This is a genomic window from Cupriavidus sp. SHE (assembly GCF_000812445.1).
In the GTDB taxonomy this organism is placed as follows: Bacteria; Pseudomonadota; Gammaproteobacteria; order Burkholderiales; family Burkholderiaceae; genus Cupriavidus; species Cupriavidus metallidurans.
Genome location: NZ_JWMB01000010.1, coordinates 50,323 through 75,360, shown reverse-complemented (window position 1 = coordinate 75,360; position 25,038 = coordinate 50,323). Strand labels below are relative to the sequence as shown.

The following is a 25,038-nucleotide window of genomic DNA, read 5'->3' as shown; positions in this document are numbered from 1 at the left end:
TAGAGTGCGAAACGCACTGCGACAGTTGCCCAGTCCATTGCAGCTTACTTGACGGTGAAGGTGATATTGCCGTTGATCGGATGGGTGTCGGACGACACCGCGCGCCATTCCACACGATAGTTGCCGGGGCTAAGCGGCTGCGCGGGCGTGACCACCATGGTCTTGGGATCGTCGCCGCCGGTCACCTTCGCTGCGATCTTCATCGGCGAATGGTCGGCCATGCCCGGCATGCCGGTCATTAGGAGATTGGCGCCGGAAAACTGCGTGGAGAGATTCTCCGAGAACTTCAGTTCAATCTTTTGGGGGGCTGCGACTTCCGCCTTGTCAGCGGGGGTCGACGTGAGTAACTTCGGATGTGCAAAGGCCACGGAGCTGACGAGCAATGCGGCAGCAGTGAGGGTCGCACGGATAGTGAGGCGTGATGCTTGCATGAAGAACTCCAATTACTAGTGGGGTGTGAAGAGAGATAGTGGTCAGAACCACATGCGGACACCGGCGACGAAGCGCGTCTCGCCGCTGCGGCCACCGGAGGCGCGGACCATGTTTGCGGTATTGCCGAAGCTTTGCGAGCGTTCGATACCGATGTACGGCGCAAACTGCCGGCTAAATTCATAGCGCAATCGCAGTCCGACAGCGCCGCTGGAAAGGCCACTGCCGATCCCGGTTTCGGGGTCGTTCTTTCCGTACAGGCTGGCTTCCAACCTAGGCTGCAAGATCAGCCTCTGGGTCAGCAGAAAATCGTATTCGCCGGAGAGGCGCAGGGCGGTTCGTCCCTCGGTGCCGACGTAGCCGGTAGCCTCGAGTTCGAACCAGTAAGGAGCCAACCCCTGCACACCAAACGCAAGCCAGTTGCGTGCAGGGCGCCCATAACCGGCGTCGTTCCTGACACCCAGCTGTGTGTCCCAATACGTAGAAATCGCGTGTCCCCACAAGAGTTCGGTGCGGGCCTCGGGAACTTTGCCCTTTTCGACTTCGCCTTCTGCCTTGATGACGAACTTGTTGAACGCATTCCCAATCCACGCCTGCGCTTCATAGGATGCAGCATTGCTTTCGTTGCCTTTCGTCCATTCAAGGCGATCAACGAGAACGGACGCGAAGATGTGTTCGTCCGCCATATGCAGCGACCTGCTGGGGCCGATCGCGTATTGCCCGACGCCGAGCTTTGCACCGTCGGAATATGCATCTGGATCTCTGGCGTCCGGCGGAGCGCTTCCACCCTGCATCTTCATGGCGCCATGATCCATGCCCTGCATCGAGCCCTGGTCCATGCCCTGCATCTGGCTGTGGTCCATGCCCTGCATCGAGCCTTGGCCCATGCCTTGCATCTGGCCGTGGTCCATGCCCTGCATCTGGCCGTGCTCCATGCCCTGCATCGAGCCTTGGCCCATGCCTTGCATCTGGCTGTGGTCCATACCCTGCATCGAGCCTTGGCCCGTGCTCGGCGTCGAACCCTGTTTCGCAGGGGTTGCCGCCTTCTGGGGACGTGCATCCGGCGTTGCTTCGTTTGCCGGCGCACCCTCGTTATTTGAACTGTTGGGCGAATGCGGGTGCTGGGCCCACGCGGCGCTCATTCCCGCAGTAAGCAGGGCGGCGACTGCAATTCGTGTGTACTTGTACATGGGTCTGGTAGTCGGTTGAAGAGAATCGGATCAGGCCACAAGTACTTCGCGGAACATCCCGGCATCCATATGCAACATGAGATGACAGTGCCATGCCCAGCGGCCAAGTGCGTCGGCGGTTACCAGAAAGCTGATCCGCTGCGCAGGTTGGACCGGGATGGTATGTCGTCGCGCCTGGAACGAACCGTCAGGCGACTCGAGCTCGCTCCACATGCCGTGCAGGTGCATCGGGTGGGTCATCATCGTGTCGTTGTGCAGAATCACACGCAGTCGTTCGCCGTACTTGAAGTGGACCGGCGTCGATTTTCCATACTCAACACCATCGATTGACCAGGAATAGCGTTCCATGTTGCCGGTCAGGTGCAGTTCAACTTCCCGTCCGGGGCCACGCTTGTCGAGGGGCCCGCCAATGGTATGTTGATCGGCTAGGGTCAGAACTCGGCGACCGTTGTTACGCAGACCTATGCCAGGGTCGTCGAGGTTGGTTCGTGCCGTGTCCACGCGCATATCTGTCGTGGCGCCATATTCGGTCTTGGCGTGCCGCGCCTTGGTGCTGGGGACCTTGAGCGAAGCGTCCATTCCCGTGGCTCCCATGGCGTGTTGGCTATGGTCCATTGCCATGGCCCCGTGGTTCATGCCAGCCATGCCGCCATGGTTCATTCCGCCCATGTCCATCTTCCCGTGGTCCATGCCACTCATGCTTCCCATCATGTCGGTCATGGTGAGCCACTCGGGCTTATCCACTGCCGGTACCGGTGCGCTGAGCCCTGCTCGCACCGTGAGTGTCCCGCGGGCGTAGCCAGTGCGATCCATGGATTGGGAGAAGATCGTATAGGCATCGTCTCGCGGTTCCACCAGCACGTCGTAGGTCTCGCCGGGACCAAAGCGGAACTCGTCAACGCTCACGGGCTCCAGATTCTGGCCGTCAACTTGAATGACCTTGAGCTTCAGGCCGGGAATCCGGACGTCATAGAACGTATTTCCGGACCCGTTGATGAACCGTAGACGCACCTTCTCACCGGGCTTGAATAGGCCTGTCCAGTTGCCCGCGGGGGTGACGCCATTGGTCAGATAGGTCAGCGTGGCACCGGAAAGATCCGCCAGGTCGGTCGGATTCATCCGCATCTCGTTCCACATCTTGCGTTTCTCGAAGGCGCTCTTTACACCGTCGTTTGAAACGTCGCGGAAGAAATCGAAGACGGTTGGTTTGATGTAATTGTAGTAGTCGCTCTGAACCTTGAGCTTTGACAGGACCCGCATGGGATCCTCGTCGGTCCAGTCCGAGAGCAGAATTGTGTAGTCCCGATCGGCTCGGACACCATCCAGGCCGGCGGCGGGATCAATGACGATGCCGCCATACACGCCGGTCATTTCCTGGAAGCCGGAATGTGAGTGATACCAGTAGCTTCCGGTCTGGTCGACCTTGAATTGGTAGGTAAATGTCTCGCCGGGGGCGATGCCGGCAAAGCTGACGCCCGGTACGCCGTCCATCTGGAACGGCAGAATGATGCCGTGCCAGTGGATCGAGGTGTGCTCGCGCAATCGGTTTGTTACCCGGATCGTTACCGTATCGCCTTGCCGCCAACGCAGCGTCGGGCCCGGAAGCATCCCATTGATGGTCGTCGCCACTCGCGGGGTACCGGTAAAGTTGACTACCGATTCGGCGATGACAAGATCAAATTCCGTCCCAGTCAATATCGGGGCGGTGCCGGACGAAGCGCTTTCGGGGAGTCCCGAGGATTGTGCCCAAGCAGTTCCGCCCAAGGCACTCAGCCCCGCCATTACCCCACCGGCGGCCAAACCTTGTACGAAACGGCGGCGTGGCAAGTTGGGCAGGAAGATGCCAGACGGTCGATCACGTAGCATGAAAATAGTCCTTTTCGCTTGAATGGCCGCGTCGGTTTTGCGGCAGGTCACAGAGTAGCGAGATGCTGCCTACTGACGACTTACCCGAACATTACATTCCGGAGAGGTTAGGGTCACCTTGGTGCGTACTGGGTAGACTACGCCGGAGATGAGAGTTGTATTAAAAACAAAATTGGGTCGATCGAGTTGGGAGGAGGTTGGGCAATGAAGCTGCTGGTAGTGGAGGATGAAGTCAAGACGGGGGAGTATCTTCGGCAGGGCCTGACCGAGGCGGGCTTCGTCGTCGACCTGGTCGCCAATGGACTCGATGGTCAACATCTTGCGGTCAACGAAACCTACGATCTCATCATTCTCGATGTCATGCTGCCCGACGTCGACGGATGGCATATTCTGCATGCCGTCCGCGCGGCAGGGAATGCGGTCCCGGTCTTGTTTCTGACGGCGCGAGACAGTGTTGCTGATCGCGTGCGAGGCCTTGAGCTTGGGGCGGACGATTATCTGGTCAAGCCATTTGCGTTTTCGGAACTGCTTGCCAGGGTCAGGACGCTGCTGCGTCGAGGCGCGGTGCAGCTGGCGATGGACCGGATTCAAGTGGCCGATCTGATTCTGGATCTGAGCCGACGGCGGGCTTCTCGCGGTGGTCGACGCATCACGCTGACCGGTAAGGAATTCGCCTTGCTCGAGTTGTTTGCGCGTCGAAAGGGGGAGGTGCTTCCCCGTTCCCTCATAGCCTCCCAGGTGTGGGACATGAACTTCGATAGCGACAGCAACGTTATCGACGTGGCGATCCGGCGTCTGCGGGCAAAAATCGATGACGGTTTTGAGGTGAAACTGATCCAGACTGTTCGCGGCATGGGATACGTACTTGAGGCGCCCGAGGATCCGCTATGAGACACCGGCTGTCCCTGACCGTTCGGTTGACCATCCTGTTCTCGCTGTCATCGGCTGCCGTCCTGCTGGGACTCGGGGTGCTCATCTGGCTGACGATGGACCGGCACTTCTCCAACGAAGATTTTGTGGTGCTGGGTGACAACTTCCGTCTGATTGAACGCGTCGTGGATGAAACGGCTGTGGATCGTCTACCTGCGCGCCTGCAGGAGTTGGTGGAACACCATCCAGGCTTTGTCGCGCGGGTGCAGACCGCTCAAGGCAAGACGCTTTTTGCCACGCAGGACTTCGATTTTAGGCCGGCGGAGAAAGCCACGAACGAGGGACTGAACCCCGATGGCACGTTCGTGTGGCAGCAGGAGGCCAAGCACTACCGCGGTATGCGAGCGGAAGTGCCCGTTTTAGCCGCGAGCGAGGGAGCCTTGAAAGTGGTCGTCGGAATGGACACGGAAATTCATGCACACTTCATGTACGCTTTCCGCCGATCCTTGGCTTTTTACACAACACTTGCAGCTTTCGCCAGCGGCTTGCTGGGCTGGTGGGCGGCACGCCGCGGTCTGGCGCCACTGCGAATGATGGCATCGCGCGCCAAAGGTGTGACGGCGAACAGGTTGGATGCGCGCATGCCGGTGGCTGCGGTGCCGGTTGAGATGGCAGATCTCGCGGCGACATTGAACGCGATGCTGGAGCGTCTGCAGAACGATTTCCAACGACTGTCTGAGTTTTCGTCAGACCTGGCTCATGAGTTGCGCACCCCGATCACCAACCTCATGACGCAGACACATGTCGTTCTGGCGCAGCCACGTGACGCTGCAAAGTATCGCGACGTGCTCACCTCAAACGCCGAGGAATTGCAACGTCTCGGCCGGATGGTCTCGGATATGCTGTATCTAGCGAAAATGGAGCACGGCATTACGCTGCCCAGCGAGGAGTCGATTGATATTGCCGACGAGGTCCTAGCACTCTTCGACTTTTACGACGCGCTGGCAGAGGACAAGGGAGTTACCCTGCAGCTTCACGGCAATGTACGCATCGCGGGTGATCGTCTGATGATGCGTCGTGCGCTCAGCAACCTCTTGTCCAATGCGTTGCGTTACACCGCGGACGGCCGTCAGATCATGGTCTCTGCGCGGGAACGGGGGGCAGATGCCATGATCGTGGTGGAGAATGAAGGCGTGGAGATTCGGCCAGATCTGCTTCCTTATATCTTTGATCGGTTTTTTCGGGCCGATAAATCAAGGGCGCGACTGGATTCGGACAGTGTCGGGCTCGGACTGTCGATCACTAAGGCCATCGTCGTTGCGCATGGCGGGAAAATTGCTGCGGCCTGTTCCGGCGGGAAAACCCGTTTCACCATGACTTTCCCGCATGGTCGCATTGGACTGACCTGATTTCCACACAAGGGCCTGGCGCACAGTGACACAGGGGCGCCGCCCGGGTGCGTTGCCGTATCGGGCCGCTTCCTTCGGGAGGCGGATGCAAGTTGCGGGAAGTGTTTCAAATTTTCCAATGCAAAGGAGACAAGCGTTGCGCCGAATCAAGTATGGAATCGTCGGGCTGGCGGGGTTATCTGGGCTTGTCGCTCACGCGCATATCATTCCTGTACCGGACGTGCATCCTGCGGCGTATCTGGCGCCGGGTGCGCCCGGGGAAACATTGCCGGCCACGGTGTGGATCGTGGAAGTGGATCATCTCGACGGCCAACCCGCGAGCCGTGCCCTCCGGACCGGCGAGACGGTTTCGCTCAGTTTGCGAAACCCGGGAGATAAAAGCATCGACATTGCTGTCGTGCTATCCCAGAGCGAAGCCATGACGCCGATGACGGGTACTCAGCCCGTGCCGATTCATTTGCTTGCGGGGGAGCAGAAGGAATGGAGAATGCAGGCAACGAAACCGTTGCGGATCTTCGTTTCTGCAATCCCTGAGCGGGCGAAGTAGGGCGCGCAAAGCGCCCTGGTAGGATTAGCCCCCTTCGCTGTGGCCCTTCTTGAGGGCTTCGTCAAGCCTGAAAATCTCATTGCCTTTCATGATGATTTTCGTGCCGTCCTTGGTCTCCATGACCTTGCCTTCCGGCATGTTCATGGACTTGCCGAACTTGTTCTCCATGCCCATCTTGCCGTCCTTGAAGACGTGCACCTTCGAACCGTCCTGCAACTCATAGGTTTTTACGACATTGCTCGTATCGACCGCGGCCGCAGCCAGCGAGATGGCAGCAATGAAGGCTCCGACTATCAGTTTTTGTTTCATCATTAGATCTCCAGGTTATTGTCCTGCACTAGGGCGCATTGGGTTCACTATGTTGTGGAACAACTGGTTCGGTGGACCTTGTCCTCTTGGAATTTTGGCAACCCGTCTGTTGAGTATCCGGAGCGGATGCCGGCTCCAATCTCTCCGGCGAGGTGCTCGTGGCCTTCGGCGGTGTGACATGCTTCACCGAGTGATGCCGGGGATTGGCCGCCAGAGCCAGCAGTTGGACTTCATTGCCTTCATCGCGGCGTTCGGCCTTGATGCCTTCAATGCCCAATCCAGCCGGCGTCTCGGCGACCCATGCCAGTTGTATCGCCCACACCTGTCCGGGCGCAAAGCAGAGTGCCGCGCCAACGGACAAGGAAAGAGGCATGCCTGATTTCATTCGCATCGTTACATCACAGCAGCGGATGGGGCGTTCGAGTGCGGTTGTTCAATTTCATTTTATTCCTGGACCAAGGCCGTGGGCCGGGTAGGGCGTAAATGTAATCCTCCAGAAAGATTGAGGTTAACGTTCACAGCACGAAATAGAAGAGATTGGAGATGTAGTTTCGTACGGTATCGAATGCAAGGATTCGTCGTCGCCGGCCAAGAATCTGCAACGGCTGACGGTGGCGAAATGGCATCGATTCGGAATTTATCCGCATTGCGTCATTTCTGATACGGAAATGCCTGTGGCCACTCTGAAAGGATCAATTTATGTGGCTTTTAGATTCACGTAATTCGAGGAGTGGATGTCGCGTTTTTCGTGGATCGCGCAGCCCCTACTTTTGGCAGCGGGGTCCTCCCATTTTCTGAAACTGAAGGAGTGATTCAATGCCACACGAGAACTACCTAGACTGCATAGAATCGTGCAATGCATGCGCGGCTGCATACAACCATTGCGCGATTTCCTGTCTTCGGGAAAACGGTGCCAATGCTTCGTTCTGCTTCTGCTTTTGCTTTTCGTAGCAGTGCTTGTTGTAGACACGGCGTTGCATAAGCAACGTTCGGGGGTCACGAATGTTATCTATGCCGGCGTCAACTGCTGACGGAACGCGAGGTCGGGTTTTTCACAGGCTGAAACAGGATCTGCAGCAATCGCATTTGTTTGCGCAAGTCTCGATGTCAGCGATCGTGAATGTAAAGCGTGACAGCACCGCCCCAATCCAATCAAACGTCACAACCCCCAATCACAGCAATGCCGTATCGCAAGGTTTTTTGATTCACTGGGGATGCCCCATTCTGAATCGATCAGAGAAGCCGTGGTAGTCGGTATGAACTCAGTGAAGCCATGAAGCATTGCCGGCTCCCGCTTATTGCGGCGAGGCCAATATGTCGAATTCAATGTCAGAATCTCGCCTCGAGAGCTTTACATATATGCGGAAATGAATCGTTCCACTGAGCACTGTCGTGAAGATCTGCCCATAGGACGCTTCTCCATTGATGGTCATCGGCGTCAGATACTTCGGCGCAGGGTCGACAATGCCTGTTTCGCTGAGTTGGGCTCGCACGATGGCGTCGTCAATGCGAGAACCATCGGCGCGAAATAGCGCCACGACCAAGTGCTGAAGTCGGCCCCCTGATGGCACGGATCCGTGCATCTCTTCAAGCGAGTGCCTCTGCGCGACGATGGCTGCGGGCACGAGGCCCCAGTAGAGCACCACGCCATCCCGCTCCAAGCGCGATTGTGCAAGCAGGTGCGATGGGATCGCAAAAAGCACTGCCATGATGAGACATTCCAAGTACCTCCAGGTTTTGGGCCGCATGACAGTCCTCCTTCTCTTCTAAGCCGGGGAGCCGAGCCACGTCTTGTCTTTCTGAATGCAGTTTAGAAATGGGCTTTCTTCCCAGGTTGACTTGCATCAATCTCCACGGCTGGTTGACACCCCAAAGCTGATACTTTGGGTATGTTGTGCGACGGACTCGATCCTGATGCAGGGCAGTGCTGCCGGGCGGGGCAGGGTCATCAGTATAGTGATGTAACCAGCCCGCCAGAGAGTGATTCTAGTGGCACGACAGATCCTGTTACCGGCAATAAGCTCGATCCCACACATGCCACCACGGCCATATTTGAGGGCAGAACTTTCTTCTTTGAATCCGAGAATTCCCGATCTGTCTTTCAGCAGAATCCATCGCGTTTTGTGCATCAGCATCATCGCCATCATGGGTGCTGTTAACGACACATAAATGGCAGAGGCTGCGGAATCTTTGCCGTATCCAACCCGTTGAACTTTGCGTGAAGCGCTTGCCCCGGCCGACGGTGGCAAAGCTGGGAATCAATCAGTCTCAAGACGGAGAAAGTCCAGGGGGAGAAAGTGGCACTGGTGTCGATACTGCTAGTTGTGGACTAGACCGCCGCAACGGTGTCACTGCACCCTACGCTTGCGAAAGCCGAGATCTGGGCATCGAATTGTTTAGTTTTTTCGCAAACTCGCAGCAGATGATGAATCTCTTCGCGGCTAAATTGCATCGTTGACTACGATACCCACGGAAAGTGTAGTTATCTTTCCCTTAAACATATTTGCAGCTTATAGGGCACATTGCATTTTGCAATGCTGAGTTTGACCAGCACTTGACTCGCCCCGAGCAAGCCTCGCACATCTGTGAGGACGAATCCTCACGCCGCTTGGGAGTCGCACTTGACAGTCGTACACGACGCATCTAAATGCGCTCGGCGCCCCCCGCCGTCGACACCAAACAGCCGTGATGGCAAGCAGTCGGTCGTGTCGTGTACACACCCCGTTGGTTGGTATAAAGTGAAATGGTCGTTCCTTTCGGTGCTTCCCAATCAGGAGCCGTCATGCGCAATAGAATCGCCGCTGCAGTATTCGCGACAATGATTTCATTCTCGGCCACCGCAGAAGATACAAGCAAAGTTGTGAAGTCCTATGAACTCAAAAATGGATCGTATGTTCATGTAATGGATAATGGAAAAATAGTCATGAAGGATCCGTATGGCCATGACATGCATATGAAAGAGGGTATGGCTATGGAGATGAAGGATGGCGGTAAGATTATTATGAAAGAAAACCAGATATTTCGCCTTGACGATAACAGGAGGGAACAGCGACGTGGAAATTGATTTCTTGAGCGCCCGCTTGCTCCGTCCCGGAAACGACGGATCAGGACACTACACAGGTTCGGGCTTAGTGGCATTGAGACGGACAAGCAAGGAGGGAAGCCACGAATATTTGGGGTGAACGACTGGCCCAAACCATATGCATTGGCTGTTCGCGGTGCTGGCGATGGTTTCGATTACCTTGCATGCTCAGGAGGTGCCGGCCCACGCTGCCCCCTTCAAGCCTGAGGAATTCGAGGCACTGGTCGCGCCCATCGCGCTCTATCCCGACTCGGTTCTGACTTAAGTTGTGATGGCTTCCACCTATCCGCAGGAGATCGTGCAAGCAGCGCGCTTGGTCAAGGCCAACCCGGGGGTAAAGGGCAATGTCGTGCTCAAGGCAGTCGAGAGGTCTGGCGTGGGATGTCAGCGTGAAATCGCTGGTCGCCATTCCATAAGCCCTAGAGCCGATGAGCGACAGACTCGATTGGGCACAGAAGCTTGGTGACGCTTTTCTCGCTCAGGAGTCGGACGTGCTCGCTGCGGTACAGCGATTGCGCACGCCCAGCAGTCTGGGAACCTCAAGTCGAGCAAGCAGCAGAACGTGATCGTGGAACCTGCGCCGGCGCCAATACGGGGGCAGGCCAGCCAGTCAATCGTGCGCATCGAGCCTGCGGATCCACAGTTCATTTATGTGCCGCTTACATCCCCACCACGGTCTACGGGGGCTGGAGTTACCCGGCATATCCGCCTTACTACTGGAAGTCATATCCCGCCTACTATCCTGGCGCGGCACTGGCCACCGGATTTGCCTGGGGCGTAGGCTTGGTTGCGGCCGGGGCAATTTTCGGGAGCGCAAACTGGGGCCACGGCGACGTGAACATCAACTTCAACAAGGCAGCCAATATCGACCGCTACTTTTACCGTTGATGCCTCCCACCGCAAGGGTGTAGCGTATCGCGACAACGCTTCGCGTGAGAAATTCGATGGCAGGAGTATGGCGGGTGCAGACCGGCGCAACGAATTCCGCGGCCGGGGTGGAACTGGTGATCGGGGCCAGGCGAGTAATCGTGCCCGCGTCTCGGACCGCGCTGGCGGCCGTGGCAATCGCGCAGGCGGCGCTAGCAGTGGACGCGACGGCGCTTTCCAGGGCGTTGGCGGGCGCGGCGCAACCGCCCAGCGCGATTTCGACCGTGGACACTCCAGCTTGCAGTCCTCAGGCATCGGAACGGGCGGCGGCGGACGCGGCGGTGGTGGTGGAAATGCGGGTGGCGGTCGTGGAGGCGGTGGCGGATATGGCGGCGGTGGCGCGCGTGGACGCGGCGGGGGTAGGCGCTAAAGGACGGTTAAGCATGAAATCGCCAATGCGATTTCCCGGCTGCCGGCTTGCCGCCGTAGCTCGCTCGGTGGCCACCATATTGGCGCTCGCGTTCGGGGCGCTTCCCGCTAGTTTCGCGAACAGTCTGTTTAGCTCCCCAGCGGTCGCGATGAGCGCGTTTGGCGATGCCATCGCCGCCAACGACGTGGGGGCCATGAGGGCCATCTTGGGGTCTAACTTTCGAGATTTCATCCCACCCGTTGGCGCCGAGATTCGATTGCAGTTCCTCGACGCTTGGAATGTTTCGCATGCGATCCAGGCAGCAGGCAATTACGCCTACATCGCCGTAGGCAACGACGGTTGGACATTGCCTATTCCCTTGGTGAAAACTGCGAAAGGCTGGCGTTTCGATACGCGAGCCGGTGTTGAAGAAATGCGTGTGCGTCGGATCAGTCGAAACGAGCTGGCCGTAATCCAGATGATGCTGGCAATCTACGACGCGCAGTACAAGTACGCCTTGGCCGAACAGCACCGCTCTGCTGTGTCGGTGTATGCCGCCAACAAGACCAGCATCTCTGATGAGCAAGCCGAAATGAGCCATCCGACACGTGCAACTAGGCCCCGGAGCCCCCATGGGCCGGGCTTCTCCACGGCGAGCAAACGTAATGTCAGGACGAAAAGCTACTACGGATATTATTACAAACTCCTGACCTCTCAAGGCGATCACGCGCCAGGCGGAGCATTCGACTATGTCGTAAATGGAAGGATGCTCGATGGTTTTGCTGTGTTGGCTTGGCCCGTTCGCTACCATGACACTGGTGTTATGAGCTTCATGATGAGCCATGAGGGCCAGGTCTACGAGCGTGACTTGGGCCTGGACGGTGCGACCAAGGCTGCGGCAATGAAGTCGTTTGATCCCGACCCGGGTTGGCGCCGGGTCTCACCATGATTTCCTTCATCTAGCTACGCCTTCCTTATCGGCAGTGCCTATAGGCGTTTGCGCAGGCGAGGGTCGGAGTATTGCTTCTGACATTTACCCAAGGTCAAGCGTGTCAGGGTCAATCTGAATAGGATGCAATCCGTTTGACGCACACCACGACGATACCCGTGGTCGAGAGTCCGGATTAACCGCGCCGAAAGACCGATGAGGCACAGGCGCTGCTCGGCCATGCCTCGGTGCAGACCACGGAGGTCTGCACCCGGACCGACCTGAGCCAGCTGCGGGAGTTCGTCGAGCGGACCTTTGCCGAGCCGCTGATCCGCCGGCACGGGATGTTCACTAGCAGATAACGGTCGACAGCAGGCGACGCCGTCCAAGCTTCCGATCGCTGCTCCATAGGTGGTGCCCCAGGCGGGTTCTCGCATTGGTCGGGATCACGCTCGGATTGGCGTTCGACGCCTTACGGCGGCGCTGAGACAGCCTGGGACGCGACTACGCGCAAGGTGTCCCAGTATGCAACGGTCGCTTCGGCCAAGGCGAGGATCATTTCCTGACGACAATATCCGCTTTCGTCTTGCCGACAATATCAAACAGCTCCTTTTGCTCTGCTGCCGGAACCTTGAACTTGTCCAGGGACTTCTTAAACTCCTTGGCCATCACATCCCACTCGCGCTCGCTGATATTCAGAAGAGCGTGCGACTCGTTCATCGGCTTTCCGGTGTACTTGCATGGGCCACCGCTGACCTCGCAGACCAATTGCGCAACCTGGAACTTGAGATATGGTGGCAGAGAACTCTTGCGGCCCGCAGCGATGGCAGGATTCTGGTTTAGTGTTTTATTTGCGACGAGTCGGTCGATAAAATCGTCGACCACGACTGTGATGCCCTTTAGCCCTCCCAAACGATCATAAAGGGACGCCTGGGTAATGGTCTGTTGCGCCGATACTGCCGGCCCAAAGGCAGTGCAAAGTGCGAACGAGATTGCGAGAATGCTCTCCACAGTGTTCCCATCTCCGTCTCCTGCAGGAGTTTGCGGGGCAGCAATCCCGCGAACAGCAACCTAATACACCCGAGCTGGTCGATCTGTGCGGGATCGCACACCGGTTGATTGGAATGCTTCTGCCATGCTGCCGCGTGGCATTGGTCCAAGCATCGAAAGACCAGATTCCGGCGCCCAACGGAGCGAGCAAGCGACGTGCATACACGCCTTCGACGACGAGGCCGCCAAAGCCCTCGGCTAGAGCCACGGTGGTTTGTGCTCGCGGCGATCGCGTGTTGCTGGTTTCCAAGGACGGCAGCACGTGGGCGCTGCCGGGCGGGCGTCCAAGCAAGGACGAGCCATTTGTTGATGCGGCAAGCCGGGAATTGCTGGAGGAGACCACGTTGCTCTAGTTTATGGAGTGAGTTTATCCGGAGGGCGCTGGACTCGTTCCGAGGCAGCGCTCTTTTTTTCCTGTCCGCCCCTACTTCCTTCGACAATATGCAAGCCTTCGTTGTCGTAGCGTCTAGAGCTGCATTGCTGCTTGGTGCACGCCGACTGGTCTCAACGAGCTTCCCGTTGCTGGTTTCGTCGAACGTGTTGACGGCTCTATGTCGGGGGCGGTCAGGAATCAAACGCCATATTTCCGGACGGTTCCATTTATCAAAGAGAAGAACCGCGTTCCATTTCTGGCGAGCAGGGAAAAGTACATCGGCTGCGTTGGTCTGGACACTACCGGCCATTCACCCGCCATCGGAATCGCGTCCCCGACTCCACTTGAACTGTACGCTCAGAGCCATCGACATAAGCTTTCAACCAAACTTCTCCGTCAAAGGGAAGCTTTGCTTTGCGGCCGTTCTCGTACAGCAGCGCAAGCGAGTTGCCATCGGATTGTACGGATTGGAGACCCCATGTCGAAGCATCCCTCGCTTGAGGTGATGCGCGACATTGAGCAGCGCAGAAAGCCCTTCTTATTGTTGGTAAGCACCCCCCATTGCACCCAGGTTGACGCCATTTGTGCGCCGGCTCCGATGACGGCAGGCCTGCTTGCGAAGATATCCAGAATCGTCTTGGAAAGGTTACGGGTCTTGCAAATATAGTTGCCTTGGCTGCTTTCCGGCACAGAATCGAAAGATGTCGACGGCCCGTAGCAGACAATATTGGAGACGGGTAAGAGGCCTCCAAAGCATCCCATTGCCCATGGCTGGCGAGGGTGGGGAGATCTACCAACACCCGAAGTCGAAGCTCACTTCGAGGTGACTACGATAGCGGCGTTGTAGAACAAGTCCTGCCAATCACTAGGCGGCGTTCATCGTCTCCACGGACAACAACCGGCACTTCATACTAGGGGGGCCGCTATCGGCATGGGGAGCCGATTGCATCAGGGTTCGTCGAGTCGGCCGTGAACCCGCCCGCCCATCGGTGTCAGCCGCGCGCGTCCCGGTCTGCAGAAGCTGGCTCGACCGTGTCCGCCTCTGACCAGCCGCCGCCCAGCGCCCGGTAGAGCTGGACCGTGGCAAGGGCCTGCCCGGTCTGCGCCTGGAGTACTTCGTCTTCTCGCTGGAGTGCGCCGATGCGGGCATCGAGCACGTCCTGGAGAGTGCGCCGCCCACCTTCATACAGCCGCTGCGCCTGGTTGGCATTGCGCTGGGCAATAGCAAGGGTGCCTTCCAGCCGCTGGCTCCTTAGGTCAAGCCCATGGCGCACGCCGTAGGCGCTGTCCACTTCTTCCAGCGTGCGCAGCACCGCCTTCTCGTGCTCAACCAGTGCCGCTTGCAGCCGGGCATCGTTGGCCGCGATATTCGCGCGGATGCGCCCGGCGTTGAACAGCGGCAGGTCGACGCCGGCGCTCAGCAGGCCGCCGGTACCGCTGAGGGCCGGCAACCCGTCGATGCGAATGCGTCCATCCAGACCGATGAAGCTGAGGTAGAAGCGCGGCAGCAGATCGGCCTTGGCGCTGCCGAGCCTGGCCGCCTGCGCGCGCAGCAGGGCCGCGGTGGTGCGCACGTCGGGCCGGCGCTCGAGCACGGCCGACGGCAACTCGCCGACGGGCACCGGTGGCACGTTGAAGGCAGTGGGCGCGGGCAGGGCCTGGGCCGACTGCGCCACCTTGCCCTCCAGTACGGCCAGCCGGCGTTGGCGCACCTCGATCTGGCTGGTCAGCAGCGGCCGCTCCGACTCTCGTGCGGTGATCTGTTCGCGCACGCGCTCCACGTCGTAAGCCAGGGCCTGTCCGGCGCGAAAGCGCGCCTCCGCATAGCGCTGCAGCGCGGCCAGCGTGACCAGGCTGCGGTCGAGCAAGGCGAGCCGCCGCTGCAGGCCTTGCGCTTCCAGGTAGTTTTGCGCAACGTCGGCGGCGATGGTCAGGCGCACGCCGCGCCATTGCTCCTCGGCGGCCTGCGCCAGCGCCGCCGCCGCGGCGGCATCGCTGGCGCGCCGCCCGAAGATGTCGACCTCCCAGGACGCGCTCAGGCCGGCGGCATAGGCTTCGAGGGCCGGCGAGCCATCCGGCGCCGGCGAAGGGCTGCGCAGGTCGCCCTCACCGCGTGCGGCGCCGGCCAGTGCGGCTACCGTGGGATATCGCGCCGAGTCGGCCACGGCCGCCATGGCACGGGCTTCCAGCACGCGCGCCCGGGCCACTCGCAGGTCGGTGTTGGCGCGCAGCGCCGCGTCGATGCGGCGGGTCAGGTCGGGGTCCTGCCAGCCCTGCCACCAGCGCGCCACGTCGGCCTGCATGCCGTCCGACGGCGGCACCATCTGGAAAGCGGCTGGCGCCGAGAGGGCGGGCGGTACGTCTACGCCCACTGCAGTGCAGCCTGCCAGCATCACTGTGGCGGCGGAAAGCGCGGCAGCGCACAGTGGGAATCCGGCCTTACTCTGCTTCACATCCTTGCTCCGATTCATGTCTGCTCCACTTGGCTCAGCCCTGCTGCGCCAGCATGGCGCGAAAGCGCGTGAGCGCCAGCGTCAGGAAGATCCCGCCGGCCGCCGTGACACCAAGCAGTTGCGGCCAGACCACGTCGACGCCTGCGCTGCGGAAGAGGATTGCCTGCGTCAGCGTGACGAACTGCGTGGTGGGCAGCAACTGCACCACCGGCTGCATGGCGGCCGGCATGCTCTGCACCGGCGTGGCTGCGCCTGACAGCAGGTAGGCAACGGCGTAGGTCGGCACCGCCAGCAAGCCGAACTGCGGCATGGCCGGCGCCAGCGTGGCCAGCCACATCCCCAGCGCCGTCACCGAGAACAGATACAGCGCGGTGCTGAGCGCGAACAGCGCCATCGATCCCTGGAGCGGAACCTGCAGCCATAGATTCACCACCAGCCACAGGGACAACAGCGAAACGAGGAAGATGACCGAGCCATTGGCGATGATCTTGGCGGCAGCGATCTCGCTGGCGCGCACCGGCATCACCAGCAGGTGCTCGATGGTGCCGTGCTCGCGTTCGCGGATCACGGCGGCACCCACCAGGATGATGGACAGCACCGTGATGTTGACCACGATCTGCATGGTCGAGGTGAACCAGTAGGATTCCGTGTTCGGGTTGAACAGGACGCGCAGCACGGCAGTGGCCGGCAACTGCGCCTGGATGTTGCGCGCGCGCAGGAAGGCTAGCGTCTCGCTGGTGAAGATCTCCTGCAGGTACGCCGTGCCTAGTCCGGCTTGTGTCATCGCGGTGGCGTCCACCAGCACTTGCACGGCCGGCGCGCGGCCTGCCAGCACGTCGGCTTCGAAGCGCGGCGGGATCTCGATCGCGAAAATGTAGCGGCCGCGGTTGAGCTCGGCATCGATATCGCGCCGGTCGATGTCCACCGGCGGCTTGAAGTAGGGTGGCTGGACGGCATCGCGAAGGCGGCGCGACAGGGCCGAATGGTCGCCGTCGACGATGGCCACCGAGGCATTCGACACCTCGGCCTTGATCCCCTTGGCCACAGAATAGACCGCGAGGGTGAAGGCGAAGACGATCAGGATCATCAGCGTGGCATCGCTGAACAGGCTGAAGATTTCCTTGCGGCTGAGCCGCGCGACGTTCTTGAACCATTGCACCATCGCTAGGCCTCCTGCTTGCGCAACAGGCATCGCGCTCCGGCCAGGTAGGCCAGCGCGAAGCCGAGCAGCGCCAGGTACATGGCGCCGAAGCTGTCCGCGCCCAACCCCTTGGTAAAGCTCCCCAGGCTGATGAGCTGGAACCAGGAGGAAGGGAAGCCCAGTCCCACCCAGTAGCCGCTGCCGGTCAGCGTGGAGACGGGGTAGAGCAGGCCAGAGAAGTTGACTGAGGGAATCAGGCACAGGATGGCGGTGCCGAAGATCGCGGCAACCTGCGAGCGCACGAACGTCGACATCAGCAAGCCCAGGCTGGTCGCGGCCAGAATGAACAGCAGTGCGCCCAGCGATAGGGCCAGGAAGGAGCCCTTGAGCGGTACCTGCAGCAGCGTGACGGTCAGGGCCACCAGTGTCAGGTAGGCCAGCATGGCTAGGCCGACGTAGGGCAACTGCTTGCCCACCAGGTATTCGCCTACGCTTGCCGGCGAGGCGTAGAGATTGGTGATGGAGCCCATCTCCTTTTCGCGCACCACGCCCAGCGCCGTCAGCATGGTGGGAATCAGGATCAGCGCCAGCATGATGATGCCCGGGGTGATGGCATAGATGCTGCGGAACTGCTCGTTGTAGACGAAGCGCGTTTCGACGCTCATTGGCAGGGTGGGGGCCGCCGTCGGCAGCGCGCGGGCGCGTGCCTGCGCGTAGCCGAGCAGCGTGGCGTTGACATAGGTACGCACGGTGGCGCCGGGGAAAGGGCTGGAGCCATCGATATGGAAGGCTACCTCGGGACGGCGCCCGGCCAGCAGGTCGCGGCCGAAGCCTGGCGGGATCTCCACCACCAGCGAAGCGTTGGCGGCACGCAGCACATGCCGCACCTGCATTTCATCGCGTGCACTGCCCGCCGGCACGAAATAGCGTGAACCGGCGAACTGCTCGAGCAGTTCGCGGCTGGCCAGGCTCTGGTCGCGATCGAGCACGGTAAAGCGAACGTTTTCCACGTCGAAGGACACGCTCCAGGCCGCCGCCAGCAGCAGCACGATCGGCCCGAAGATGGCGAAGGCGAGCCGCAGCTTGTCGCGCGCCAGTTCGATGGACTCGCGCCGGGCAAAGGCCCAGATGCGGGCCAGCGGCGCCGCTGCGGCGCGGCGCGGCGCCTCGCCAGCGTCTCGGGCCTGGATGTTACCCGTCGGCCGCGTCGCCGGGGAGGGCACCGGTGGCGCTGCACCATTGGACTCGGCTTCCTCCAGGTAGGCTACGAAGGCATCTTCCAGCGTGTCCGCATGGCGCCGTTCGCGCAGATCCTCCGGTGTGCCGACCGCGAGCACGCGGCCGCGGTGCATGAAGGAAATCCGGTCGCAGCGGGCGGCCTCGTTCATGAAATGGGTGGAAACGAAGATGGTCACGCGCTGCTCGCGCGATAGCTTCACCAGGTGCCGCCAGAACATATCCCGCGCGCCGGGGTCGACCCCGGAGGTCGGCTCGTCCAGGATCAGCACCTCGGGACCGTGCAGGCAGGCCGCAGCCAGTTGCAGCCGCTGGCGGATGCCCAGCGACAGCGCGGCCGGGCGTTCGTCGGCGTAAGGCGCTAGCTCGAATCCGGCCAGCGCCTGCGCGACCGCATCGCGGGCATGCTCGCCTTCCATGCGGTAGAGGCGGGCATGCAGGTCCAGGTTCTGCCGCACCGTCAGCTCCTCGTACAGCGAGAAGGACTGGGACATATACCCGACGCGCATGCGGGTGCGCATGTCGGTGGTATCGATCGGCTTGCCCAGCAGCCGGGCGGTGCCGCTGGTGACATCGAGCAGGCCGGTCAGCATCTTCATGGTGGTGGTCTTGCCGCAGCCGTTGGAGCCGAGGAAGCCGAAGATCTCGCTGCGCTCGATGCGGAAGCTGACATGATCGACGGCGACGAAGCCGCCAAACCTCCGCGTGAGGCCCTCGGCCTCGATCGCCGGCTCGCCGTCCTCCGGTGCGCGCGGCGGGATGATCAGGCCCGTCGCGTCGCCGCGCCGCGCCGCCGGCAGCAGCGAGATATAGGCTTGCTCCAGGTCATCGGTGCCCGCGCGCCGCAGGACTGCGGCGGTGCTGTCGCTGACCAGGACGCGGCCTTCATCCATCGCCACTAGGTGCTCGAAGCGCTGAGCTTCCTCCATGTAGGCGGTGGCCACGATCACGCTCATGCCCTTCTGCTCGGCGCGCAGGTCGTCGACCAGGGTCCAGAACTGGCGCCGCGACAAGGGGTCGACGCCAGTGGTGGGTTCGTCGAGAATCAGCAGGTCGGGGTTGTGCACCAAAGCGCAGCACAGCCCGAGCTTCTGCTTCATACCACCTGACAGCTTGCCTGCGGGGCGGTCAGGGAAGGGGGCTAGGCCGGTCGCATCGAGCAGCCGGCGGATGCGCGCGGCGCGCTCCGCTGCATCGAGGCCGAACAAGCGCCCGAAGAAGTCAACGTTCTCATACACGGACAGCGTGGGATAGAGATTGCGTCCCAGCCCCTGGGGCATGTATGCCACGCGCGGCAGGATGGACTCGCGCTGAGCGCGATCCCGCAGGTCGGCACCCAGTACCGAGGCCTGCCCCTGCTGGATGCTCTTGACGCCAGCGATGATGCCAAGCAGCGTCGACTTGCCCACGCCGTCGGGACCGATCAGGCCGATCGTGCTGTGCCCCGGCAGTCTTAGCGAGACGCCCTCCAGCGCGCGCGTGCCACCGTACCGATGCGTCAGCCCCTCCACGCAAATGGCGCCGGACTGCTCGCCGCCGATGCCGCCCATGTCCTATTCCCCGCGCGAGTCCAGCGTTGCCGGCCATGGCTTGGCGGGATCCAGCCGGACGTAGCCCTCGCCGGTCATGCCGGCCTTCAGGCGCGGCGCCAGCTTGCGCGCGACTTCTACCGGCAACTGCAGTTTGACACGGTACATCAGCTTGGCACGCTCTCCCTCTGTCTCCACGTACTTGGGTGTGAACTGGGCCTCGCCAGCGACATAGCCAATGCGCGCAGGAATGACTTCTCCGGGAAAAGCGTCCAGCACGATACGGGCCTGTGCGCCGATGGCCAGCCGGCCGGCCTGGGGGCCGGGCAGGAAGACTGTGAAGTAGATATCGTCCGGATTCAGCAGCGAGACGACGCGTCCGCCGGGGGGCAGCACCGTGCCCACCTCCACCACGCGGTATTCGACACGGCCCGCCAGCGGCGCACGCACCGTGGTTTCCGCCAGCACGGCTTTCAGGCGCGCGACCTGGGCATCCGCTTCGGCAATGGCGGCGCGCGCCTCGCCCAGTGCCGCACGGGCGCCGTCGACGCCGGCCTGTTCGCCGTCCAACGTGATCCGCCGGCGGTCCCGCTCGACCGCAGACACCTGCCCTTCACTGAACAGCTTGACCGTCTCGGACCACTCCAGCCGGGCCATGCGCTGGCGCGCAATGCGTGCACCGGTCTCGGCCTGCGCCCGCCGCGCGGCGTCGGCCGCCCGGGCTCGCGCGGCCATGGCGGCCTCGAGCTGGGCGCGCAGTTCCGCGTCATCCTGGCGTGCCACTGTCGCCCCGGCGGCCAGCACATCGCCTTCGTGCACGGGCAACTCAACCACGCGGCCGCCGTACTTGACGGCCACGTCGACGCGCGCCATTTCCAGGCGACCGTTCGCGTGGGCAATATCGGCCGGCCACCGCTCGCCCCGGCCGTACCCCCACCACAGGGCCGCAGCGCCGAGCAGCACTATGAGCAAGGCCAGCAGGCCCCAGCGGAGTTTGTTCTTCATTTACTACTCGTTGAGTCGTTGCAGGTACCCCGGGCCTGGCGGGCACGATGGCGCAGCGAGGCGCCGCAGTACCCAGGGGGGCGATGAAGCGCATCATGCTACATCCGTTGATGCGCTGCACAAGCCCCGTTTGCGGGGGGAAGCTCCTGCAGGAACGACTTCCTTGATCGTTCGCAAGGCCGCCGTAGAAGGATCCTTCGGTTTTTCCGCACAGGACCGGGCACCGGCGGGGAACCCAAATGGCGGCACAAGCCTGCCCCCTGTTGTGCCGGCGGTTAGCGCCCACCGCCCAAGGTCTTAGGGCGGTAGGCGGATCCTTGAGCGTCTGCTCTGGGCGACAACAGTCGATGGCCACTCCTGGCCGAACCCGGTCCAACGGGAGTCGGCCAGGCAATTTTCCGTTGCCCAATCCACATAAGGCAGTAGTCGACCCTTCTCGCCCAAAATGGCCGAGAGCCTGCGCAACAATCGGATTTCCTTTCTCGACACGGCAGGCAACGTATTCCTGGACCGTCCCGAGGCCTTGCTCTGCGTGATCGGGAGGCGTTTGACGGAAGCCCGGACGGTCTTGCGTCGCCGAACGGCGATCCCAAGTTGGGTCAGACGCAAGCAATCAGGTATCGTCGGGCGCAGGAAAAAGGCTCAGTAGCAGCCAATTACGCTCCGCGCAGATCACTCACCTTACCACTGTGTCAATGTCAAGGGGCCGCGGCCAGGCAGCAGCGGCGGTGCCTGCGAGGAATCCTCAGAATCCTCAGCTTTTCGCGCACGTCTCCAGCGACGTTGTTCCCGCGAGCTATCGCAATCGATTGGTAAGCGGCTGCGGGTCCGGAGGAGGACCAACAAGTGCAGCGATGATGGGGCAAGGGGAGGCCTGCCCCGTCTCCTCGCACCGCACGAGCATGTCACGCAGAGCATCTCGCATGCGCTCAAGATCCCCGACCTTTTCGTCAATCTGTTCAAGGCGCCGCCGCGTCACGGTCTGAATGGCCCGGCGATTCCGTCCGTCCTCCAGGTCCAAGAGCGATCCCACCTCGTCCAACGAGAAGCCCAGGCTCTGTGCACGCTTAATAAAGCCGATCCGCTGAACCATTGAAGCGGGGTAATGCCGAAAGCTGCCGGCAGTCTTCGGGATCGGCAAGAGCCCGCGCCCCTGATAATAGCGAATCGTCTCTACACCGACGCCAGCGACTTTCGCCAGCCTGCCGACAGTCATCCAATCGCCCGGACCTTCGTTCATCGAGGAATCTACCGTTTTCTTCATGACCATGGCAGGATAACGCAGTACTGCGTAGTTGACCCCTGCCTTCATTTGATCGAGATCAATATCTCGCAACTTGCCTGCGCATAGCATTACTGCCATTGGGTATATGGGCCGCACATGCGCAGACTTCTCAACCCCCGCAATTCCCGCAGGATTCGCGCCATCGCGTGGATGGTGCTGGGGGTATGGTTGTTTGCGCTTGCGACCGGGATGGCAAATGCCTGCCTGCTGGAGTCCCCGCAGCAGCACCATCATGCTGCTGGACATGGGCACGACCAAGGTCACGCGCATGGGGCGCATGAGGGCGCCCATGGGCAGCATGAAGAGGGGAGCCATGACCCGTCGAAGGCCCCTTGCCTGAAACTCTGCGACGAGGTCAACCAGTCTGCAATTCAGAAGACGCCGACCTTCGCATTCGACCTTGTTGGGCTTCCGTCCCCTTCTTATACCGCCCAGGAATTGACCTCGGCCCTGGCTTCGCAAGCCATCCCATCGAGAAGCCACCAGCGGGCTCCTCCACAGCCGCCAGCCTGGCTGCTGTTTGCACGTCTCGCGCTATAACGCCTCCTTCTAGGAGCAGCTGTGCCGGTCACACCCGGCACGCGCAACCTTGACTCTGTACCCGGCTACGGAGTTTTAATATGGGATTTGTCTGCTGGCAACGACATATGGTTCGCCCCCCCACGACAAATACCTACGGCTAAAGGAGCAAGTAATGGCATTCGTGCGTTGCATCGCGGTCGTCTTCGGCGCCGCCCTTGTCACCTTGTCTGCGTTCGCGCAAGACGACCATCAAGCCCATCATCCTGCGGGTTCGAGCGCACCTACGGCCGCGGCGCCGCTGGTGCCGAGCGTCGAGGGCATGGACGCTCAAATGAAGTCGATGCAGGCAATGCACGAAAGGATGGTGGCGGCGAAGACCCCCGAGGAGCGCAAAGCGCTGATGGCCGAGCACATGCCGGCGATGCGGGACGGCATGGCGATGATGAGCGCTATGAAGGAAGGCACAGAGTCGGCGCCGCCCTCCGAGAGGCAGCGAATGCTCGAAATGCGCATGGACATGTGCCAATCCATGATGCAGCTGATGATGGACCGGCTGCCCGAGTCGGTGAAGTGAGGAGGACGCCATGACAGCATCTCACCGCATCGGCCCCTCCAGTCCGACGTTTTCACGCTCGCGATGGTTCCTGGGCTTTCTGGCTTTCTCGGGCGCAAGCATCTACATGCTGTTCACGGAACACGGGGCCCACTACCTGGCTGCTCTGCCGCCGGTCCTTCTCGCAACATGCGTCGTTGCCCATGTGCTGATGCATCGTCATGCTGCAGCAAGCGATCTTTGCAAGCCGGCTAAAACGACACATGGAGATCGCACATGAATCACGATGCGCCCGCCTATGGGCTATGGCTGCTCGTTCTCATGAACTCGGCGGTCTTCATTATGTTCGCCTTCAGTTTCTTCAAGCCGCAGACCTCGCGTGATTGGCGAACTTTCGGGACATTTGCAGCGTTCATCGTCGCGCTGTTCGTCGAGATGTATGGCTTTCCGTTGACGCTGTACCTGCTCTCCGGCTGGCTTCAGACGCGATATCCGAGTTTGGACCTGCTTGCTCACAACAGCGGCCATCTCTGGTCGACGCTGCTGGGCGAGAAGGGCGACCCGCACTTCAGCCCGCTACATATTGCGAGCTACGTCTTCATCGGCGGCGGCTTCTGGCTCCTGTCGAGCGCCTGGAATGTGCTATACAGCGCACAAAAACGCGGACAGCTAGCGGTGAGCGGACCCTATGCCAGGATTCGACACCCGCAGTACGTGGCCTTCGTGGCCATCCTTCTTGGCTTCCTGCTGCAGTGGCCGACGCTACTGACGCTGCTGATGTTCCCCTTCCTCGTCGTGATGTATTCGCGGCTGGCGATCAACGAGGAAGCCGACATGCGCAAGCAGTTCGGTGCCGAGTTCGATGCCTACGCCGCGCGAACACCGCGCTTCTTGCCATCCCTCTCGAGTCCGCGCCAGCGAGGCTGATATGAAGGCGATTCGCCGCCCTCAACCCGCCTACACACCGTCCTAGCTGCAGCGTACGGTCCTTGCGATGGTGCCCCCGTGCCGCTCGCATGCGGACCTGATGATAGTGCCCCATCGGGTGCCGGAGCACTATCGAGCAATGCCGCCTGCAACGAGAAGGCCTAACGGAGAACCCCATGACAAAGAACAAGAAGGGCGCGAGAGGCGCGAAAAGCAAGGCTCACGTGAACGCCGGCGATATTGCACACGGCTCGCCGCGAGACGAGCCAGCCGCACGCTCGATCGGCCACGAGGACTATGAGGCGCTGCTGCACATGCTGCAGATAGAACTCGTGAAGCTGCAGCGTCATTTCATCAAGTGCAGCGACCGAATCCTCATCCTCCTGGAGGGAAGAGACGGCGCGGGAAAGGACGGCAGCATCAAGCGGCTTGTCGAACATCTGAGTCCTCGGGAAACCCGGGTCGTCGCGCTCGGCAAACCCTCCGACCGGGACCGCACCGGTTGGTACTTCCAGCGCTACGTGCCGCACCTGCCGGTTGGCGAAGAACTCGTTGTGTTCAACCGCAGTTGGTACAACCGCGCCGGCGTGGAGCCGGTAATGGGTTTCTGCACGGCCGAGCAGCATGAGGAGTTCATGAACTCCGTGCCCAAGTTCGAGGAGATGCTGGTCAATTCCGGCATCAAGCTGCTGAAGTATTACCTCGACATCGGCAAGAAGGAGCAGAGCCGCCGGCTCGATGAACGCCGCCGCGACCCGCTCAAGCAGTGGAAGTCAAGCCCGGTGGATGCCGTAGCACTGAAGCACTGGGATGACTACACGCGGGCGCGCGACGAGATGTTCATGCGCACGCACACCGCCGCAGCTCCCTGGTCTGTCGTGCTCGCCGACAACAAGCGGTTGGCCAGGCTCAACCTGATCAAGGACATCCTCTTCCGGCTTCACTACGCCGGTAAGAAGAACAAGCTCATCGCTCCCGATCGGGAGATCGTCTTCGAGTTCTCAGAGGAATGCCTGGACTCGGGCCGACTCGCACGTTGACAACACGAACACAGCGAA

General features: G+C 60.9%; 22 protein-coding genes and 1 pseudogene. 11 read left to right on the top strand and 12 right to left on the bottom strand.

Annotated elements, in window-relative coordinates:
* Positions 1–44: 44 nt before the first annotated feature.
* From copC to RN01_RS05485, 3 genes are read right to left on the bottom strand one after another with little or no spacing between them, the layout of a single operon-like run.
* A complete protein-coding gene (gene copC / locus RN01_RS05495) occupies positions 45–431 on the bottom strand; it encodes a copper homeostasis periplasmic binding protein CopC (protein ID WP_029309027.1) in 387 nt (128 codons plus the stop codon).
* 42 nt (positions 432–473) lie between these two features.
* On the bottom strand, positions 474–1,619 hold the full coding sequence (locus RN01_RS05490) for a copper resistance protein B (protein ID WP_035884344.1): 1,146 nt from the start codon (positions 1,617–1,619) through the stop codon (positions 474–476).
* A gap of 30 nt (positions 1,620–1,649) precedes the next feature.
* A complete protein-coding gene (locus RN01_RS05485) occupies positions 1,650–3,485 on the bottom strand; it encodes a copper resistance system multicopper oxidase (protein ID WP_029309025.1) in 1,836 nt (611 codons plus the stop codon).
* Positions 3,486–3,689: 204 nt separating this feature from the next.
* On the opposite strand from RN01_RS05485, the gene RN01_RS05480 reads away from it, so the two are divergent.
* From RN01_RS05480 to RN01_RS05470, 3 genes are all read left to right on the top strand, one after another.
* Positions 3,690–4,376, top strand: coding sequence for a heavy metal response regulator transcription factor (locus RN01_RS05480; RefSeq protein ID WP_029309024.1), 687 nt, complete (start codon positions 3,690–3,692; stop codon positions 4,374–4,376).
* Positions 4,373–5,764 carry a heavy metal sensor histidine kinase gene (locus tag RN01_RS05475; protein ID WP_029309023.1) on the top strand — a complete coding sequence of 464 codons (1,392 nt, stop codon included), beginning with the start codon at positions 4,373–4,375 and terminating at the stop codon, positions 5,762–5,764. The genes RN01_RS05480 and RN01_RS05475 overlap by 4 nt, the downstream gene beginning before the upstream one ends.
* A 136-nt stretch (positions 5,765–5,900) precedes the next feature.
* Complete coding sequence (locus tag RN01_RS05470) at positions 5,901–6,311, top strand: copper resistance protein CopN (protein ID WP_231582261.1); 411 nt, start codon at positions 5,901–5,903, stop codon at positions 6,309–6,311.
* Positions 6,312–6,335: 24 nt separating this feature from the next.
* On the opposite strand, the gene copK is transcribed toward RN01_RS05470, so the two are convergent.
* From copK to RN01_RS05455, 3 genes are all read right to left on the bottom strand, one after another.
* Positions 6,336–6,620 (bottom strand): periplasmic Cu(I)/Cu(II)-binding protein CopK, encoded by a 285-nt coding sequence (gene copK, locus RN01_RS05465; RefSeq protein WP_080709873.1) that lies wholly within the window; start codon positions 6,618–6,620, stop codon positions 6,336–6,338.
* 28 nt (positions 6,621–6,648) lie between these two features.
* Positions 6,649–7,005 carry a Cu(II)/Cu(I) resistance protein CopM gene (locus RN01_RS33785; protein WP_152564929.1) on the bottom strand — a complete coding sequence of 119 codons (357 nt, stop codon included), beginning with the start codon at positions 7,003–7,005 and terminating at the stop codon, positions 6,649–6,651.
* A 910-nt stretch (positions 7,006–7,915) separates the two neighbouring features.
* Entirely contained in the window at positions 7,916–8,329 is a 414-nt protein-coding gene (locus RN01_RS05455; protein ID WP_051705529.1) for a hypothetical protein, read from the bottom strand.
* Positions 8,330–9,402: 1,073 nt separating this feature from the next.
* Here RN01_RS05455 and RN01_RS32855 point away from each other — a divergent pair.
* From RN01_RS32855 to RN01_RS05440, 3 genes and pseudogenes are all read left to right on the top strand, one after another.
* The gene (locus tag RN01_RS32855; RefSeq protein ID WP_029309018.1) at positions 9,403–9,684 is read left to right on the top strand and encodes a CopK family periplasmic copper-binding protein; all 282 of its coding nucleotides are present in this window, start codon (positions 9,403–9,405) and stop codon (positions 9,682–9,684) included.
* A 163-nt stretch (positions 9,685–9,847) separates the two neighbouring features.
* A pseudogene (locus tag RN01_RS05445) lies at positions 9,848–10,999 on the top strand (DUF3300 domain-containing protein).
* The gene (locus RN01_RS05440; RefSeq protein ID WP_324608819.1) at positions 10,923–11,927 is read left to right on the top strand and encodes a DUF2950 domain-containing protein; all 1,005 of its coding nucleotides are present in this window, start codon (positions 10,923–10,925) and stop codon (positions 11,925–11,927) included. Before RN01_RS05445 ends, RN01_RS05440 begins: the two are co-directional and overlap by 77 nt.
* A gap of 534 nt (positions 11,928–12,461) precedes the next feature.
* On the opposite strand, the gene RN01_RS05435 is transcribed toward RN01_RS05440, so the two are convergent.
* Entirely contained in the window at positions 12,462–12,917 is a 456-nt protein-coding gene (locus tag RN01_RS05435) for a group 1 truncated hemoglobin (RefSeq protein ID WP_008648942.1), read from the bottom strand.
* A gap of 113 nt (positions 12,918–13,030) precedes the next feature.
* On the opposite strand from RN01_RS05435, the gene RN01_RS32850 reads away from it, so the two are divergent.
* Positions 13,031–13,309, top strand: a complete 279-nt coding sequence (locus RN01_RS32850) for an NUDIX domain-containing protein (RefSeq protein ID WP_231582260.1) — start codon at positions 13,031–13,033, stop codon at positions 13,307–13,309.
* A 1,012-nt stretch (positions 13,310–14,321) separates the two neighbouring features.
* On the opposite strand, the gene RN01_RS05425 is transcribed toward RN01_RS32850, so the two are convergent.
* The 5 genes from RN01_RS05425 to RN01_RS34525 all read right to left on the bottom strand — a co-directional run bounded on the left by RN01_RS05425 (position 14,322) and on the right by RN01_RS34525 (position 22,293).
* Positions 14,322–15,800, bottom strand: coding sequence for an efflux transporter outer membrane subunit (locus RN01_RS05425; RefSeq protein WP_051705528.1), 1,479 nt, complete (start codon positions 15,798–15,800; stop codon positions 14,322–14,324).
* A 16-nt stretch (positions 15,801–15,816) separates the two neighbouring features.
* Positions 15,817–16,944, bottom strand: a complete 1,128-nt coding sequence (locus RN01_RS05420) for an ABC transporter permease (protein ID WP_008640744.1) — start codon at positions 16,942–16,944, stop codon at positions 15,817–15,819.
* Positions 16,945–16,946: 2 nt separating this feature from the next.
* Positions 16,947–19,709, bottom strand: coding sequence for a ribosome-associated ATPase/putative transporter RbbA (gene rbbA / locus RN01_RS05415; protein WP_029309015.1), 2,763 nt, complete (start codon positions 19,707–19,709; stop codon positions 16,947–16,949).
* 3 nt (positions 19,710–19,712) lie between these two features.
* Positions 19,713–20,693 (bottom strand): HlyD family secretion protein, encoded by a 981-nt coding sequence (locus tag RN01_RS05410; protein ID WP_029309014.1) that lies wholly within the window; start codon positions 20,691–20,693, stop codon positions 19,713–19,715.
* Between the two features lie 796 nt (positions 20,694–21,489).
* Complete coding sequence (locus tag RN01_RS34525) at positions 21,490–22,293, bottom strand: MerR family DNA-binding protein (RefSeq protein ID WP_008646309.1); 804 nt, start codon at positions 22,291–22,293, stop codon at positions 21,490–21,492.
* Positions 22,294–22,672: 379 nt separating this feature from the next.
* Here RN01_RS34525 and RN01_RS05400 point away from each other — a divergent pair, with 379 nt between their 5' ends.
* The 4 genes from RN01_RS05400 to ppk2 all read left to right on the top strand — a co-directional run bounded on the left by RN01_RS05400 (position 22,673) and on the right by ppk2 (position 25,020).
* Positions 22,673–23,074, top strand: a complete 402-nt coding sequence (locus RN01_RS05400) for a hypothetical protein (protein ID WP_008646311.1) — start codon at positions 22,673–22,675, stop codon at positions 23,072–23,074.
* Positions 23,075–23,084: 10 nt separating this feature from the next.
* Positions 23,085–23,333, top strand: coding sequence for a DUF2933 domain-containing protein (locus RN01_RS32840; protein WP_008646314.1), 249 nt, complete (start codon positions 23,085–23,087; stop codon positions 23,331–23,333).
* Positions 23,330–23,980, top strand: a complete 651-nt coding sequence (locus RN01_RS05395) for an isoprenylcysteine carboxylmethyltransferase family protein (RefSeq protein WP_008646317.1) — start codon at positions 23,330–23,332, stop codon at positions 23,978–23,980. The genes RN01_RS32840 and RN01_RS05395 overlap by 4 nt, the downstream gene beginning before the upstream one ends.
* Positions 23,981–24,156: 176 nt before the next feature.
* Entirely contained in the window at positions 24,157–25,020 is an 864-nt protein-coding gene (gene ppk2, locus RN01_RS05390; RefSeq protein ID WP_008646319.1) for a polyphosphate kinase 2, read from the top strand.
* Positions 25,021–25,038 lie beyond the last annotated feature (18 nt).